The sequence below is a fragment of the Candidatus Symbiopectobacterium sp. NZEC151 genome (assembly GCF_025962655.1).
Taxonomy (GTDB): domain Bacteria; phylum Pseudomonadota; class Gammaproteobacteria; order Enterobacterales; family Enterobacteriaceae; genus Symbiopectobacterium.
In genome coordinates, this window is sequence record NZ_JAGFPE010000004.1 from 153,650 (window position 1) to 172,108 (window position 18,459).

Sequence of the window (18,459 nt, forward strand, 5' to 3'; positions counted from 1 at the left end):
TGAACACAGTTGACAAGTTGCGGTATTCGTTTTAGAAAAGGTAGCTTCCCTATGTGGTTGACTAACCGCGACTAAAGGTGGCAATGATGGATTTTACAACGGTATATCATGCATTTACTCAGAGTCTGGATGGCACGGATAGCTATGTTGTCTTGCGCCGCGATTTGGACAGCCTGATTGGGAGCGATCCTGATAACGCGGTTTCCTATTACGTTTTACGCGGTCTGGCGGATAGCTATGTGACATTGTATGCCGATCAGGCAGTTAGCCCTGATTTCGCGCATCAGGCTAAGACGGAAATGATTCGATTGCTTGATATCGTAAAACCGGCGTTGGCAGATAAAACCGCATCGGTAGCGGTGCGCTATCAGGCGATTAACGCGTTGGTGACCAGCTACTCATCGGGAAAAAAACGGTTTTAGTGTGCGATTCGCCCCCCGGCATCCAGCGATGCAAGGGGTTGCTCTGCCAAACATCCTCCGCTTTCAGGAGGATTTTTTTTAACTATTGCTTGTTATTTTGTATCAAAAATAAAACAAACGGGTAAATTTTGCTGCCTACCACTGTTTAAGGCCAAAGATGAGAAATCAGTGCATAGGTTTGCATGTTAGGCGTGAATTCTTTTATTGCACTGATTTAGTGATAATATGGTGCGTTTGCATTATTTTGGTGCTGGTGTTTACCGTAATCAGTGCACAACCCTTTTAGTACAAATTGGCATTCCCCTGTTCTTAGGAAATGGCTGAAAAATAACTCGTTATAAATCAAATTATTATTCATTTCGCACTCCGTCGTTGGGCGCTTTTGCGAAGTAAACGTTTGCGTGGGTGTTGGAGGAAAAGTGGTATGACTATTGCTAGTCATGCTTGTATCAAAAATGATACTGGTGGCGCACAAGGGCAAGGGTGGCAATACCAGGCACGTAATTTCATATTCTTATAACAATGATTCAGGAGAGCAGGATGGAATCCATTCCTTCACAAAGTGCACCCGCGTCAAGGCCGGAGAGCACGGAAAAAGAACACGTTGACAGCTACAGTTGGAAAGCATTAGCAGGGTCGGCAGTGGGCTACGCCATGGACGGATTTGATTTGCTGATTCTCGGCTTTATGCTGACGGCGATATCTGCGGATTTGAGCCTGACGTCCGGTCAGGCGGGATCGTTGGTCACCTGGACACTGATCGGCGCTGTGATCGGTGGTTTGATTTTTGGTGCCTTGAGCGATCGTTACGGTCGTATTCGTGTTCTGACTTGGACCATTGTGCTGTTCGCTGTGTTTACCGGGCTGTGTGCTTTTGCGCAGGGCTACTGGGATTTGCTGATCTACCGAACCATTGCCGGTATCGGTCTGGGCGGTGAGTTTGGCATTGGTATGGCGCTGGCGGCGGAAGCCTGGCCCGCCAAGCATCGCGCCCGCGCGTCTTCTTATGTTGCACTGGGCTGGCAGGCTGGCGTTTTAGGTGCAGCGCTGATTACCCCTGCGCTGCTGCCGCACATCGGCTGGCGTGGCATGTTTTTGGTGGGGATTATTCCGGCCTTTGTGGCCTGGTTTATTCGTCACCGCCTGCACGAGCCGGAAGTGTTTGTACGTAAGACCGATAAAAAAGCCTCGACCTGGTCTTCTTTCAAACTGCTGATGAAAGACAAGGCGACCAGTAAAGTCAGCGCCGGGATCGTGGTGCTCACCTCAGTTCAGAACTTTGGTTATTACGGCATCATGATCTGGATGCCAAGCTTTCTGTCCAAAACCCTGGGCTTCAACCTGACCAAATCGGCCATGTGGACCTCGGTGACTATTTTAGGCATGATCGCCGGTATCTGGGTGTTTGGACAACTGGCGGATCGTATTGGCCGCAAACCCTCGTTTTTGTTGTTCCAGGTTGGCGCTGTCGTTATGGTTTTGACCTATTCTCAACTGACCGATCCCATGACCATGCTGTGGGCCGGTGCGCTGCTCGGCGTGTTTGTTAACGGTATGATGGGTGGCTATGGTGCGGTGATGTCTGAAGCGTATCCAACCAATGCCCGTGCGACCGCGCAGAACGTGCTGTTCAACATTGGACGCGGTATTGGGGGTTTTGGCCCCGTGGTGATTGGTGCAGTAGCCAGCGTTTACTCTTTCCAGATGGCGATCGCGCTGCTTGCCGCTATCTACGTGCTGGATATTCTGGCGACGCTGTTCCTGATCCCTGAATTGAAAGGGAAAGCGCTGGAATAACGTTTCTCCGGGTAAGCGTACAAGGCCAGAGCATATGCTCTGGCCTTGGCGTTTAGCGCGTTTGAGTGGTGTCGGATTTGCCCGGCATCATGCGCAGCAGCGTATTGTCGCGCTGAACATAATGGTGAAAGAGTGCTGCGCCTGCATGCAGGGCAATCAGCACATAGCCCAGATTGGCGAGCGTTTCGTGAATGTCTTTCAGCAGGAACTGAGTGTCTTCATCGGGCGTGACGAAAGGGGAGACGGTGAAGCCCATGAGCGACCATTCATTGTCGCCATATGCCATCATGGCAATGCCCAATAAAGGCAATGCCAGGAAAGTAGCATAAAGCACGATATGCGTCAGCGTGGCGAGGTGATGCTGCCATTGCGGTGGCGCAGGCACGATCGCGGGCGTTTGGTATTTGTGCTTGAGCCCTATGCGGATAAACATCAATACCCAAACGGCAACCCCTGCGTTGTAATGCAACGTTCTCATTGCGGAAAAGGCAAAGGATGAGCGTGGAAACCAGCCCCGCAATTCCATCGCCGCATACGCCAGCGCAATCAGCAGCAGCGTTATCCAATGCAGGTGAATCTGTAATCTGGAGAATCGAGTCATCGTGGCATATCCCATTGAATGCTATAGCGAGTCGGCAGCAAGAAACCGTAACATAAACAAACGTTGAGAGTTACCGGAAATAACGCCACATCGTCAAGGGAGATTTAAAATCTTTACGTCCTGCCTCGTCCGCCAATCAGCACATCAACTGCCGTATTTAAAGTTAAACCCAAATGCAGGCGTGGTGGTGTTGTATTCACGGAACTTATAGATAAGCGGGTTCCACTGAGCGGTATTGAGGGAGCCATCTTCGTTCAACAGGTATTCATCGATCCACACCTGTTTGATATCCAACTCCACCAAAATGAAGGCCGCTTTCTCAATAACGTCGACGGTTTTACATTCAGCCTGAATCGGGCAATCTGCAATACGATCGGGGGAAACCTGCGTGGAGGCTTCCAGGGTAAATCCGCTTAAATCCGCTTTATCTGAGCAGTAGGAAAAACCCTGACTCAATTTACTGTCAGGCACAATTTCTCTTCCGGTCACACGGCCCAACTGCTCAATTTTAGACCACAACTGATGCGGGGGGATATTGATCACCACATCCGAACCGGCCACGATATTGTCGTGAGTTTTGTTGCTTTTATTTACGCCAATCATCAGCGTATTGCCGAGTGAAAAAGAGGCAGAGAGTGGCGCGATATTCAGTTGTTGCGTGATGGGGTCGCGAGTTGAAGCCAAAAATACCGGAAAACCATAGTAAAACGATTTTACGTTAACGCTTTTTTTCATTATCAATCACCTCAGTAGAACGTGGACGGGCGTAATGCCATCAGGCCTTAGCCCTCCCCGATACTACTGCCATCATTTCTACCAGAACAATGACCCGAAAGAGGGAGGCAATACTCCTTTATTATCAGTGCATGTATAAAAACGGGGCCGAGTCATCAGTGGCTAACATGATGGTGAATGCGATAGCCTGTTTTTTGAGCAATGCAAAAATAATTGCCTATCAATCAATTTCAAGTTCTCGGTCCATTGGTTAATACCAATGATCTCACTCATCGATATTATATCGTTTAATGATATGAAAATTCGGTATCACTAAATACACTATTGATTGTTTTGTTTGTATTTTTGAATATCTGATGGTCATGTAATTTTTAATAAAATGGATGTCTTTTATGCCAAAAGCAATACAATGCAATAATACTAATCGTAATATAGTGTTATTTTCACAAACAGGTTTTCCTGAGCAAGAAACTTGTAACATCACTGCGACATGCTTGCAAGATATAATAGTTGTAAAAAATTCGCGAGAAGAACCCTCTTTTAGCAAAAAACCAGGTGCTGCCGGGTGTGATAGCGAGCATTTATTAAGTGAGCCTGGCTCATCCGAAAATGTAAGGCCTACTAATGGCTTCTTTGGCAGAATGTGGCATCCCGCTTTTCAGCGTGCTGTTGGTATTGTGGCTGGATTAGTTTTAACAGCGACAGTTGGGCGTAAAATATACAGCACTTATGGCAATGTGAATCCATCTACTGAAAATAGAAGCGTAGAAAAAAACGACTCTCTTTCTTTTGCTGTGCATCAAATTGTGCAGGGTAATAACGCCTACAGCATGCAGAGATTAAACGCAATACAACAGGATTCCGATAAAAACGCTGTGCTAAACGCCAGCGAAAACTCACTCACTAATCACTCCTCTGTGACTCGAGAGTTTAAAATAACACTGCATGAGTATTTGAAGGAAATTGAAGTCATTGGAAAGTTAGCACCTCTACACTTGGATGATTTTTATAATAAGGTTTTTAATGTTGATATGAAAATAAGGGTGCAGCGGTCACATAATGACTTAAAGGAAAAAAAGATATCGGTTTCAGAGGAAATAAATTTTTTTTTGAATGATCCAATGATCGATTGGCGAATTAGAAATGAACTGCATTTGTTATACTCCAAAGCGAATGAAACAGTCGAGGTCAGTAATGCTAAAAACGGTCAGGTAAGGGATGCGAAGTTGATCTTGGCCTGTATTGATTTAACATTGCATTATCTTCATGAAAATAGGAAAAATGGGTTAAGTGGCGTTTCTTTCATCTATGGGGTGTTTTTTATTGATAAGTTATTATTGATTTTAGACGAAGTGAAGTTAGCGAGGAAAGGGGGGGAGGGTAAAAGACTGCGCCAGGATGTTAAGTTATACATCAGTGATATATATTCAAATAAGAATGTCGATATGCCATACGATGTGATGGATATGTATAAACACACTATTACGCACGGCCAGGTTTTGCATAAAAACAGGAATGATTATTTCTATTCAGCAATAAGAGAGCATGTCTTAAAAGGTGAAAATGTTACCGCGCAAAAACCAGAAAAAGACGAAGTGAAGATTATTGATCTCACTTTTTGTCAAAAAGAAAGAGAAAATCCAACACTGAGTGATACCTTGCGACTCATTGCTAAGGCAATAAAGCATCCCCTATCCACACTCGCTGAAGAAGGAAGAATTCTCTATGATTATAATGTTAAAGAGGAGGGATGTGCAACAGACATGCATATTGTTGAGCTAACTAAGAAAATAGATGAAAGTATTGATCTGCTTATGGAGTGGGTACCGCATTATAACCGGGGTCGGATGATTTTATCAATGGCTGCAACTTCTATGGATATGATTGCCGATGCCATCGATGGGAATGAGTTATCCGTGAGTTCCGTAAGTGAAATATATGGCTATTTTATTAGTTTTACCAAAGATCTGCTTTCTTCACTTTCAGCAAAACAAATAAATGACATGGAGTCTAAAAATTTAGAAGATGAAATTCTTAAGATGACCAGAAAAATAAAACACACAAATAACAGATTAACAATCGAAACTTCAGACCCTGATGAAATAACTTTTATCGATAGAGAATATGGGAATTTTGTCGATGAAATGAGTAAAAAAGTTATTTATTATAATGATGATAATGCTTGGCATATAAGTCCAGATGTTCGTTTCACACCTGAAACAAAAAAAATATTGGAAAATACGTATGGAATCTATCAACAAGGATATGATATTTATCTCATTAAAAATAGCTCTCCGGATTTATATGCGGATGGAACGTTGGCAAGAATAGATGATATACTTCATGTTTTTGTTGATAATGAGATGTATTCTGTTTCTGAAACGCTTATTTCGGATGGTGTTTATCGTTATGTAGCAAATAAAGATGATGTATTTACGCCCGTGGTTAATATCGGTGGTGTATGGGAATTTGAAAGTAAGCATTCACCATACGTAGGCGAGGATCTTATTGATTTTTTGGTCAACAATGAAAGAATAAGAGAAAAGTTGGTCAGTGAGGATACCCTTCATGAAAATGTGACACCAATTCGTCCATCGGTACTTTATCAGTATGATGGCAAGCATAATAAATACATAAAAATTGATGATAATTATTATCTTTTTAAAACTAATGATTTTTCATCGAGCTATATTGAAGGGTGTCATGACATTTTACCTGTTAATTTTGATGCTGGTAAATACCATGTTCATTTTGATCTGTTAGGAAATATGTATGATGTATATAAAATAGCCTTGAGACAGCCACTTGAACAGGATGATGTGGGTAAGTATTATTTAGACAGTTCCGTGATTAATAAAATATCTAAAAGAAGATTTTTAAACACGGCTAACGGTATTTTCAGTTTCCAAAAATCATTTTCTCAGTATATGTCAAAGTCGAATAACATTGATGGTGCAGTCACTATCAATAGAGTGGATTATATTATCTTTGATAAAAACTTTATAGAGATATCTAATAATGGGGATGATACTTATTTATTGGGGAGGGATGATAATATAAAAATATACAAAAATTCAAAAAGCAATACTTATTTTATCATGCCAAAAAAAGTTAATGAGATATTCAAAGCACAACAGTTAAAAATTCGCGATTCACGCTGCATCGCTAAACGGCAGGTTTTATCACTATGCACCGCACGTTTTATGGAGTCAAAGGACATAACTACGCTTCTTAGAAGAAACTCTGATCATAGTATAAATATTGATGCTCCAGTTGAACACCTTGAGCCCTATGGAGATGCTGATGGCTTTTTTAAAGAAAAAGAGGCTTCTTATTCCCTTTATTTTTTATCTAATGATGGCGTTTTTTTTCATGCCAAAGAGGAACCTATCAGCGACGGTATGGTTCCTGTATTTTTCAAAATCTATGGTAAAAAAAATGAGGGTGAGATAGACAAAAATATCATCATTGCTGATGTCTGTATTATCAAGGATTTTGACACAAAGCAGACGATAATCACTACGCCATCAGAAGCTCTTGAAATGGTTTTTAATTTAGATGCTGAGGTATCAAGCGCTTTATCAAAATGGCAAAATTCCGATATTAAACGTGAGCCTTTTGAAACTTCTTTCACATCGTTGGACAACTTGAAAAAAAAATTATTGGATAATGGTGATGTACAACATGTCAAGGATTTTTTCTCTCTCAGCAGTAAAAAATTAGTAACGTCAATAAAATACAGTAATGAATTTATTGATGATTACAAAATTGATGTTCTCGAGAATAAAGATGATTATTCTTTCAATAGTATCACGTCTATTGCAGATTCTCCCTCTCATGCCTATCTTTTTGAGGTATTCAATGATGCCTTTGATAAGACTAAGAAAGATATTTCGAAAGTCCGTATGCTGATCGAAAAACAATCTCCGGAGGTGAAAGACTACGTAGAGAATAGGTTGAGAATTTCTGATTTTTCTGCTCAAAAATTATTCATTGATACGTTATTGATTAAACTGAATCGTATGGATCTTGTTTTTGATGAAAATGATAAATCGAATATTTTTCTAGTCATGAATAAGCATGAAAAAAAACAGACTATGGACAACGGTGACCTGAGTAGGAAAAATAATGTTGCTGGATTTTCATATTCAAACGATCCACTGGATAGAATCTTTATCATGACGGATTTTATTCACGCTAAAGAATATGGGTCACTCCCACCGCACATCAAATCTCAGAAACTCTCTAAGGATACCAAAGCAGTTTCTGCCACTATGTGCCATGAGTCGATCCATGCGTTGGGTCGCCCTGAAGATTATTTTTATCATTATTCTGATGGGAATGGCGATTTTGGCACTATCGAAGAAACGTTAGCACGCACTGAGCTCTATATCCGAGGGAATGTACAGATCAGAGGAGAGTTTCTTCACATGTGCAAACTCTACTTTATGAGCAACCCTGTTTACAGTTCCTATGACTTGGATAGCTTGATCAAACCTGAGAGCTTGAGTCTTTTATTCCAATATGATGATTTCCTACGTGGTGTAATATTAATCAATAACCCAGACACCATCAGCGTGCTGGTCAATGATATTGCAAAGTTTGCGTAATTTATTGTCATAGTGCATTTTTTTTAGTCTGCAACCAGCCATTCATCTGCATCATTGAACATCTCTTCAATGAGGCGATTGATGACCGCTTTGTCAGATTTACTGGCATCAGAATTTATCGCGTTCGCCTGCATGGCCTTTGCCCTGACTTCAGCATCGGGAAAGGCGCGGTGTACGCGTTTTATCAGTTCTTTTTCGATAAGCGTGTGGGCGTTGTTCAGTCCGGCAACGTTACGTTTGTCATAAACAAGTTCAACAAACATGAAAGCTATCCTTGATGTTACTGTTTTTATGTACAGTACACGGAAACATGAAGCTTGAAAAGACAATTTTACCCATCCACACTACCATAAAGACAAGATGATTCGCGTTGGAGTACATAACATGGCCGTTGGCTGGGCAGGGGATGGTGCGGTACAGGAGCAAATAGACAGCACGGTTGAGGACGCTGTTGCCAGAGTAAGAAATGAACTGCCTTCTGGTGAGAGTTTGTCGCATTGTGCCGAGTGCGGTGAGCCGATCCCGGAGGCAAGACGCAAAGCATTACCTGGCGTGCGTTTTTGTGTGAATTGTCAGAAGTCTCTGGATGTCAAACAGCAAAATTTTTCTGGTTATAATCGGCGGGGTTCCAAGGATAGCCAACTGCGCTAATTTTTTAGTTTGGAAAATATTATATTGAATATTATTTATATTCTCGGGGGTTTTATTGTTCGGCCATTCATTAAAACTAAAAAAATCAATATAATAAAAGGGTAAGCATAAATCATCGTTAACTGGTATCCGCTTATCTAAAGCCTGTATATGATTAATCATGTTTTCAATATCATGACCACGTACTTCTTGTATGAGATTGCCTATGGATGTGAGGCTTATTATAGCGGACGAGAAAAACAAATACTTATCCGTTGAGGATGCAATAAAACCATCAATGCAGAAAAATATATTGCCTGCTAAAATTAACAAAATAGCCAGTTCCACTGAATGTCCAAGCGGCAGGAAAAACCTAAGGCATCAAAATCAAACTGTCACCAAATTAACAAAAACCTGTTTACGAGAAAGCAATGTACACTATGAAGACAATAATCTATCACTCTCAACGCTGATGGCGCGTGGGCATCAATTATATGTAGAGTCGGAGAGATTGAAAACCAGTGAGATAAATGATAAACCTGTACTTCCTGATTACTCACTTGGGAGAAAATCAACGATAGCTATTGGACTCATTATGTTAGGCGGCACAGGATGGTGGTTAGGTTATTCTCGCTACCGGCAGTGGGGACGCGATTCCATTCAGCCTATCTCAGCGGATAACGGTTCGATTTATCCTGCGGAAGCGCGGTATCCTGACCAAAAAATTACTATTGAAAAATACCCTGATAGGCATGAAAAACAGGGCTATACCAATGAGGCTAATGTAACGACGCATTTTCCGAAAGCGCGTGTTTTGTACGTTCGAAAAAGACACATTGAAAAAGAGACGGAGACTAAAAAAAATGCACCAGCATACGATGACGTTAAAATAATTAAACTTACAGATTGTCGCGATGAAAGAGAGCGTTTAGCGCTGTCAGATATATTACGAGTGATTAGCAAAACGATAAGATACCCGATATCCTCATTGATTGAGGAGGGGCGGATAGTGTTAGATTACAGTATCTATGCCAAGGGGTGTGTCGATCACAGTAAGTTTAACTCAATCTCTCAAAAAATTGAAAGTGCTATCAATTCGCTGCTGTCCTGGATTCCTATGTATAACAGAACGCACTTGATTACCCTGATAGCGGCTACCGTCCTGGATATGATCTCTGATGCTATCGAAGGCAAGGAGTTATCATTATCCTATATCGAGGATATTGATAATAATATTATTAATTTGGCGAAGGATATGATCTCTTCTTTATCAACCATACAGATCAATAACATGATAAAGCCTGATGGTCAAAAAGAGATTAATGCCATGACTAATGATGTTAAATATCGCAAAGGGAAATTAATAATCAGAACAGCTCACCCTATAAGAGATATTCCTGTAAAAAACTTTTTTAACCACTTCATCGATGAAAGAAGAAATAAATATCTTTTTTATGAGAACAATCATTGGGTTGTAAATAGAAACATTCAATTTAATCACGAAGTAAAAAAAACCAAGAGATTGATTGATAAGATATGGAGGGATGAAAAGGGGGTGTTTTATTTTAGAAACAGCTCACCCGAGTTTTATGGTGATTCGATTTTAATAAGACATTTAGATGAACTGTATATTGTTATTGGAAATAGAATTTATCCGGCAAAAGAATTTCAAGTCAATCCGAGAGTGTTTCGCTACCTGGCATTGAAACACAGTGTGTATGTCCCTGTTGTACAGCGAGCAGGAAAGTGGGTGTTTGAAAGTAAAATAACCCATTCTGCGAGCAGCGATCTGGTTCATTTTTTAACAGAAAAAGAAAACATCAAAAATAGATTGGTTAGGAATCACGTAGCACACAGCGACGTTGGGCCAATAACATTATCCAGAAAATTCCAGTTCGATAAAAATTACAATCGATATCTAAAAATCAATGAAGGTTATTACAGGGTTAAGCAAGATGTGTTCGGCTCTCTGTATGTTGATGGACATCGAGATATACTTCCCTTGAGAGAAAAAGATAGCCAGTTTTATACAAAATCATACCTTGCAGAAGGACAGTTTTCATACTATAAAAAAGCGTTACAAAAACCTTTTTCCTCCCATGATGATAAAAATTATTATCTAGATAACAGCGTGGTTGAGAGGATGCCCCGTAGTCAGTTATTCATGCAAGCCAAATCCTTTTCTGATGATACTTTTCTTGCTGAACATCAATATGATAGATCCCAAAAAATTGATGGTGCCTACGTTTTAGACGGAAAATATTTTTTTCTTTATAACAATAAAATGATTGCGGTTACAGACTTAGGAAATGATTATTTTTTATTACCGAATGAGAGACATGCTGATGATGGTATTTTTTTATATAAAAACAGTCGAGGAAATACCTATTATTCTTTTCAAAAAAAAAGTGGTATCAAAATAAATAAATACAATACCAAAACATTGCAATGCAAAGTAAAGCGGCAAGTACCTTCAGGGTGCATGAACGCGTATTATGAAACGGCAGAGTTTACTTCTCTACTTAAACGGAATGTCGATAATGGCATTAAATTGTTCAACGCAAAGGAAATGTTAGAGCCATACCGCGATCTTGACGGTTTTTACCGAAATAAAAATGATGAAAATAAGCTCTATTATTTTTTTAATGATAATGTTTATTTTCATGCCAGTGAAGTGGACAGCGCCGAAGATAGAATTGCACCTGTTTATTTTAAACTGTATGGAAAAAATGCAGAGGGCGAAATAAACCCCAGTTTCGTCATTTCAGATGTCTGCATCATAAAAGATTTTTATGATAAAAAAACTATCGTGAGTACGCCTATAGAAGCACAAGAAATCGTATTGGACTTAGACAAAACGTATTCACAAAAATTACTAAGGTGGCAGCAACGCAGTTCGGAAGGTATCATCGCTGAAAAGGGAAGTGAAGATATTGAGCAGTTATTACGCAAGTTACATGAAAAATTTGATAGTGATGAAGTCACAAAACTGTTTGATTTGAGCAGCAAAAAGAGCATTACTTCCATAAAAGATGCCGATTATTATATTAATAATGCAATAAAAGAAATCATCAACAGGCCTGATTCATTTGATTATATAACGTTAGCGTCAATAGAGAATGAAAAGAGTGATGTCATTTTATCAGCGATATTCAATGAAGCCTATAGTAATGCAATAGAAATGGTTGATAAGTCAAGTCGATTTGTCAAAAGCGATCGTTATTTAGCTGATGAGTATATCATTGAGCGGTTAAAGATTTCTGATAAAAGAGTGATTGACATTTTTATTGATTCATTCACTAAGATCTCAGGTAGAATAAATCAGTTGTTTAGCATGCATAATAAAGAAAATATTATTCTTATTGTCAGAAACAAAAACCATCCGATAGCATCGGATAAGAAAAATATAGATGTGAATCGTAATGTTTTAGGTTTTTCATTTATTAATGACCCTCTTGATCGGGTTTTTTTAAATACGGATATCATCCCTGATGATTTGACCATGAATGCGAGTGATTATGAGGGATTTAGCCAGCAAGAGTACTATGTAAACTTGATGTCTGGAACACTCTGCCATGAAGCCATACATGCATTAGGCAATCCTGATGATTACTTTTATCATCGAATAGATGAAAATGGGAAACTGCAACAGGTTGAGGACGCTATCGACCGGATTGAGTATTTTATCCTGACGGGAAATGCATTCAATGATCGATTTGTCTATCTTTGTAAATCATATTTTATGAGCAACCCTATATATGCTGGAGTCAATATAGAGAGTCTGATGAAACCAGCCGTGTTTCATCAGCTTTTCGTCAGGGATAATTATCTTCGCGCTATCGTTCTGTTAAATAACCCGGATACATTAACGCTGCTGATTCGTGATTTTGCACGGGATCATGTTTTGCTGTTATAACCGGACTTGTTTGTCTTATTTAGATGTCATGCACGATGATAATTTTCTCTGTAAGTAGTCATAGGGCTAATAGCTAATGATATTTATTAATGACGAGTTATGTTGGTAACAATCGGAGCATTTATTGATGCATGTAAAAACAAACCAAAAGCATTCATTCGAAAATTTGCCTTATTGTAAAAATTTCAATGAAATGACTACCGCTCATCGATTACATCATCAGCCCAATGGCCGGCCTGTTGCATCGGCGGCGAGAAAAACCTTGGCCGAGGAAGCGAACCCGCGGGCGGATGTGTTCAGCATATTTTCGTTTATTACACGGGTTTTCTCGTTCGGCACATCCTTACCACGACGTACTGACGAGAGTGCGTTTTCTCACATATCCCTCTCGGGGCAAAAGCTGATAGATGAAAGTGAGGCGTTGAAAGAGAAAACAAGAGGTGTTAATGAACAGAAAATTGGGTTCAATCTGACAAAAAAGCAAGCATTGGTTTTTGGCAGTCTGCTCCTTGGCGCTGGATTTGCCGGAGTTGTTTATTATCGCAATAACCACTCCCCCCAAAAACAGCATAGTGATAAAAATAATTATCACAACGATCGGGGTATTTATTTGGACATTAAAAATTCTTCTGAATATCCCTATGAAATGAATGACGATGATTTTGTGAACCCTTCCATTTACACCGACAAAACTATTATTGGCATTCCTGATCCTGTAACTGGATTGTGGCAAATATCAGAAGAGGAGTTTTACAATGATATTTCTGTGATAAATCAGTTGGTAGTATCCAGTTTTGACGACGGTTACGTTGTAGATCATGCTAACGCCCCTCCTGATAGAGTGGCGCGACAGAGCAGAAGAGTAATTATTAAAAATAAAAACATACTGAGTGAGATAATTAATCTTACACGCGATGAAAAAATTGACCGGCATTTAAGAAATGAATTTCATCATATTTTTAGGCGTTCAGAATCATCACCAGATGTAAAAAAAATTGAAAATAAAAGAGAAAGAAATATCAGGCTGTTGTTAAAGTGTATTCAGTATACGCATAAATATATCTATGGCGCTTTTGCTAATGAAATAAATAACCTGTCCTTTTTTCTTGCAAATATCCATTTGGTAAAGCTATGGCGGATTGTTGAAAGCTTGTCTAAAAAAGATAAAAGAACAGTTCGTGTTTTAATAAAAGAACATAACGCTATGTTCAAAGGGAAAACCCATCATTTTTCTTTCCTCGAAAATAATCATAAGCGAAAGAGAACAAATAAGAAACGTCCTGGCGTTGATGGGAAAGTCGATCCCTACCTTTCTGTCAATAAAAACAAAAATGGCTCAGTCGAGAGAGGATTTTCCTTTAATGCCAATCGGCGTTCTCAGGTTATGTATGATATCAAAAAGAGAATATATTCACCAAAAGAAAGAGAAAAAAATCAGAGTGCAACTATCGACGACGTGGTGAGGGTGAAAACCACGGACTGTCACGATCAACGGGAAGCGTTGTCAGTTTCAAAAATATTAAGAGTTATCAGTAAAACAGTAAAGAGCCCAGTGACCTCTCTGATTGAAGAGGGGCGTGTGATTTTACATTACGAAATTTATGGCATGGGTTGTACAAATTACACTAATTTTAATGCCCTTTCCCAAAAGATAGAGACTGCATTAGGTGGGCTTTTTACATGGTTACCCACCTATAATAAGACACGACTGGTAACATTAATTTTCGCTACCGTTCTGGATATGATTTCTGACTCTATTGATAACAAAGAACTGTCTATAGATTATCTCGAGGATCTGGAAAACTATACCTTATCTCTGGCAAAAGATATTGTATCCTCTTTGCTCACCAAAACGGTAAATGAGATAGCAAACAATAATGATGATAAACGAATCAGTAGCATTGTCAAAAACATCAAGCATAAAAATAATAATTTGATTATTAAAACACAGAGGCCAGAGAAGACAGTTTATATTGACCGAGTCGCCAACCATTTCGCTGATGAGGAAAGCAAAGGATTAATATTTTATAATGAACATAATTGTTGGGTGATTGATAAAAACTTACCTTTTAATAATGAAGTTAAAAGCACGTTTAATTTGGCTGAAAATTTCTGGACAAACGCCAAAAATATTTATTTTTATAAAAATAGCTCACCAGAAATCTACGGTGATGGAATTTTAATCAGATTTGACGGCATGGCTTATGCGCTTGTCGGCAATGTTTTCAAGCCAGCCTTAGAGATTCAAATATCAGATAATGTTTTCAGGTACATGGCCAAGGATGACAGAGGGTATCGGCCTATTACTCAGCGTGCGGGGAAATGGGTTTTTGAAAGTGAGCATACGCCGCTGGCAAGCGAAGCGTTGATATCACTGATTGAGTCTGATCAAAAACTAAAGAATGAATTGGTCAGTATGGATATCCAACACCACAATGTCGGGCCGATAACGGCAGGGAGGAAATATCAATTCGATAAATATCATAATAAATATTTAAAAATATCAGATGAGTATTTTAGATTTCATGTTGATGACAGTATGACGATGTATTTAGAAGGTAAGGGTGATTTGCTGCCGTTAACCTATTCAGGTGGGAAATTTGTTATCAAACCTGATCTTGTCACTGGAATCTATTCAATCATCAAATATCCATTAGAGAGATTGCCTTGGGAGACTTATGACCAGGATTATTATATCGACAATACTATTGTGAACGAGATTAATAAACATAAAATATTGCTCAGTGCTAAAGACTCACAGACCATTAGTCAACTCGCTATGCATGCGTTAACACCGTCGAAGAGCATCGATGGCGCTGTTATTTGTGAAGCGAAAGAGTATCTTCCTTATGAAGACAGATTAATAAGCATCAAGGCTAATGGTGATGATACCTATATTTTAGGTGAGTTAACCGGTGAGGAGGAGGGTATTCATCTTTATAAGAACCAGAAATCAAATTCCTATTATTTAATGCCTCAGGGGGCAGGCATTAACTCAGGACGGCAACGTTATAAACTTCGCTCATCAATGTGCAGAACTAAACGGCAGATTTTCTCTTTGTGTACGGCTGATTTCTATGAAAGCAACGATATCAGTTTTTTATTGAAGCGAAATGTTGGTGCTGGATTGAAATTTGATTCACCCAGTGAAATACTCAAACCTTATGTGGGAATCAATGGCTTTTACAAAGACATTAAGCTTGACAGTAAGTTATATTACTTATCCAATAATGATGTTTTCTTTCATGCATTAGAGAGTCCAGTGAGTGATAATGCTATCCCCACTTACTTTAAACTTTATGGAAAGAATAATGATGGTGAAATCAATCCTAATTTTTTAATCACAGATGTCAGCATTGTTAAGGATTTTGGCACTAAGAAAATCATCATTACTACCCCTTCTGAAGCACAAGAGATGATCTTTTCTCTCGACAGAGATTTGGCTGATAAATCGGTCAAGTGGCAGTCGGGTAATTCAAGAGGACATGATTTTAATATTGATGGATCAGATTTGTCTGGGTTGCCGTTTAAGTTATACAACAATGAGAATATGCATGAGGTGTATAACTTGCTTGAGCGTAGTGGAAAAAAAGTTGTCACATCGGTTCAGCAGGCAGATTTGTATATTGAAGAAAAGAAAACAGTGCTTTTCAGGGATCCTGAACAGTACGCGTATAAAAGCCTCGATGTGATTGAAAAGGAGCATCAATATACTGCTGTCTCTACTATCATGTTACAAGCCTTTGATAAAACAAAAGCAACGCTATCCAGCGCCAGCTATTTAATCAGTAATGATTATTCTGAGTTCGATGAATATATGTTGAATAAATTAAGGATAACAGATAAAAAGGTTAGGGATTATGTTAGTGAAATTTTTTGCGATAAGATAAATAAAATGAAGCTGGTCTTTGGTGATGAAGCTAAAGATAATATTATTATCGCGGTAAAAAAACGAGAGAGCGGGATGGACGAAGCGCGCGCTGAGAGCAATATATTAGGGTTTTCCTACGTTAACGATCCACTCGATAGAATATTTATCAATGCAGAGTTTATTCCGGCAGATTACACCCCTGACGAGCGAGAGTATGAGGGATATACCGAGCAGCAATACTATGTCAATCTGGCTGCGGATACGATGCGCCACGAGGCAGTGCATGCTTTGGGCAGCCCGGATGATTATTTTTATCTAAGAACAGATGCGGAGGGGAATCTTGAGGATGTTGATGCTTCGATTGCCCGTATTGAGTACCATATTATTACAGGAAAGATGCTAAGCGAAAGATTTGTTTATTTATGCAAGGTTTATTTCATGACCAACCCGGTCTACAAAGCCTATAACCTGGACAGCTTGCTTAAACCTTCCACCCTTTACCATATATTTCAACGTGATAATTATCTCCGGATGATTTTTTTAGTCAATAATCCGGATACGCTAAGTTTAATTATCAGAGATCTGGCAAAGCTAACAAAATTTCCACAGTGAGTACCCTTTTACTTTGCCTCCCTGCATTGTCATGGTGCAAAACGCGTGAAATCTGCACCAAAGTTGAAATACTACATGCATCACCGCCGCCATTTTTCGGCTAGGCCGTTTCTGATTACTCAATAAAAACCATATTTTTCATGTAGATAAATAATTACCTTTGAATTGGTAAGGTTTTGGCGCGCCCTTTGCTTAGTGGTTGGTACAGGCGTTTCGTTATGTGCTTTCTCATAAAACAGATGTGCCATTTGTGGCTGCTTTGCACCGCGAAACGTTAAGTACCACGCAGACCGAGGTCATGATGAATAACGCGCTAACCGCACCTGAAGAACACACCAGCGTATTGGCTGAGTTGCACACTGCCATCCGCCTTATCTATGGCGCGTTGTCCCCGGCAGAGAAGAAGCTGGTCGATGTCATTCTGGCGCATCAACATCAATTGGCAAGCTATAGCGCGACGGAATTATCCCGACTGGCGGGCGTCTCTAAATCGACCGCGGCGCGGGTGTTTCGTCGCCTCGGTTTTCAGGATTTCAATCAGTTTCGCATGAAATGTCGCGGTATTGAGCCGATGGGCTATTCGCCGCTCACTAATCTGGCACAGCGCACGCCACATCCGACAACGGTGCGTGAACGGCTTGATGTGCATATCGAACGGGAACGCGAAAATCTGGCGGGTATGCAGCGCGACAGCATGCCTGAAGAGCTGGAACGCGCGGTGCATCTTATGCGTGATGCACGCCGCGTTTGGGTGTTGGGGTTTCGCAATAGTTACGCCCCTGCTTTCTATGCCCAGTCGCTGTTCTCTCATGCGCTGAGCGATGTGCAACTGATAAACGATCCGGCTGCGAAATTTGCCGACGTGCTGGCGGACATTCGCGAGACGGATGTGCTGTTCGTGGTGGATTTTCCCCGCCAGATCCAACTGCTGCTACATCTGGTACGCGTGGCCAAACGCTATGGCACCCGCATTGTGGTGCTCAGTAATACCCCGGTATCTGATGTCTGCGCGCTGGCCGATGTGGTCATCCCATGTGCCGCAAAGCACAGCGACATTTTTGATTCCTACACCGCCGCCATCAGCATGGTCAATTTTATTGGCAATGAGCTGGCGGCCTGCTGTTCCGAGAGGGCAAGCCAACGCATGCAACGCATGGAAGATATTCATCAGCAGATTGGCGACCTGTATCAACGTGCTCCGCTCCCATCGGCGGACGACAAAAACCGGCGTTAATTCGGCTACACACTGACTTTCACTATTGAGG

The 18,459-nt window shown here is 40.2% G+C and carries 10 protein-coding genes; 7 read left to right on the forward strand and 3 right to left on the reverse strand.

Translation table 11 applies throughout. The annotated features are described in order from the left end of the window. The first annotated feature begins 83 nt into the window (after positions 1-83). Both J5067_RS14095 and J5067_RS14100 read left to right on the forward strand, forming a co-directional pair. The gene (locus J5067_RS14095; RefSeq protein ID WP_264643556.1) at positions 84-422 is read left to right on the forward strand and encodes a hypothetical protein; all 339 of its coding nucleotides are present in this window, start codon (positions 84-86) and stop codon (positions 420-422) included. Between the two features lie 540 nt (positions 423-962). Beyond that, complete coding sequence (locus J5067_RS14100; RefSeq protein WP_264643555.1) at positions 963-2,219, forward strand: MFS transporter; 1,257 nt, start codon at positions 963-965, stop codon at positions 2,217-2,219. A 52-nt stretch (positions 2,220-2,271) separates the two neighbouring features. On the opposite strand, the gene cybB is transcribed toward J5067_RS14100, so the two are convergent. Next, a complete protein-coding gene (gene cybB / locus J5067_RS14105; RefSeq protein ID WP_264627727.1) occupies positions 2,272-2,820 on the reverse strand; it encodes a cytochrome b561 in 549 nt (182 codons plus the stop codon). 144 nt (positions 2,821-2,964) lie between these two features. Continuing rightward, positions 2,965-3,555 carry a flavin reductase family protein gene (locus tag J5067_RS14110; RefSeq protein ID WP_264627728.1) on the reverse strand — a complete coding sequence of 197 codons (591 nt, stop codon included), beginning with the start codon at positions 3,553-3,555 and terminating at the stop codon, positions 2,965-2,967. A 392-nt stretch (positions 3,556-3,947) separates the two neighbouring features. Here J5067_RS14110 and J5067_RS14115 point away from each other — a divergent pair, with 392 nt between their 5' ends. Continuing rightward, positions 3,948-8,165, forward strand: coding sequence for a hypothetical protein (locus J5067_RS14115; RefSeq protein WP_264643554.1), 4,218 nt, complete (start codon positions 3,948-3,950; stop codon positions 8,163-8,165). A gap of 23 nt (positions 8,166-8,188) precedes the next feature. Here J5067_RS14115 and J5067_RS14120 read toward each other — a convergent pair whose 3' ends face one another. Then, the gene (locus J5067_RS14120) at positions 8,189-8,428 is read right to left on the reverse strand and encodes a DinI family protein (RefSeq protein ID WP_264643553.1); all 240 of its coding nucleotides are present in this window, start codon (positions 8,426-8,428) and stop codon (positions 8,189-8,191) included. 121 nt (positions 8,429-8,549) lie between these two features. On the opposite strand from J5067_RS14120, the gene J5067_RS14125 reads away from it, so the two are divergent. The 4 genes from J5067_RS14125 (at position 8,550) to J5067_RS14140 (ending at position 18,428) form a co-directional block, all read left to right on the forward strand. Further along, positions 8,550-8,816: a DksA/TraR family C4-type zinc finger protein gene (locus J5067_RS14125; protein WP_264628947.1), complete on the forward strand. Its 267-nt coding sequence runs from the start codon at positions 8,550-8,552 to the stop codon at positions 8,814-8,816. 205 nt (positions 8,817-9,021) lie between these two features. Next, positions 9,022-12,711 (forward strand): hypothetical protein, encoded by a 3,690-nt coding sequence (locus tag J5067_RS14130; protein ID WP_264651377.1) that lies wholly within the window; start codon positions 9,022-9,024, stop codon positions 12,709-12,711. Between the two features lie 127 nt (positions 12,712-12,838). Next, positions 12,839-17,194 carry a hypothetical protein gene (locus J5067_RS14135; protein WP_264643551.1) on the forward strand — a complete coding sequence of 1,452 codons (4,356 nt, stop codon included), beginning with the start codon at positions 12,839-12,841 and terminating at the stop codon, positions 17,192-17,194. Between the two features lie 250 nt (positions 17,195-17,444). Continuing rightward, complete coding sequence (locus J5067_RS14140; RefSeq protein ID WP_264643550.1) at positions 17,445-18,428, forward strand: MurR/RpiR family transcriptional regulator; 984 nt, start codon at positions 17,445-17,447, stop codon at positions 18,426-18,428. Positions 18,429-18,459: the final 31 nt, after the last annotated feature.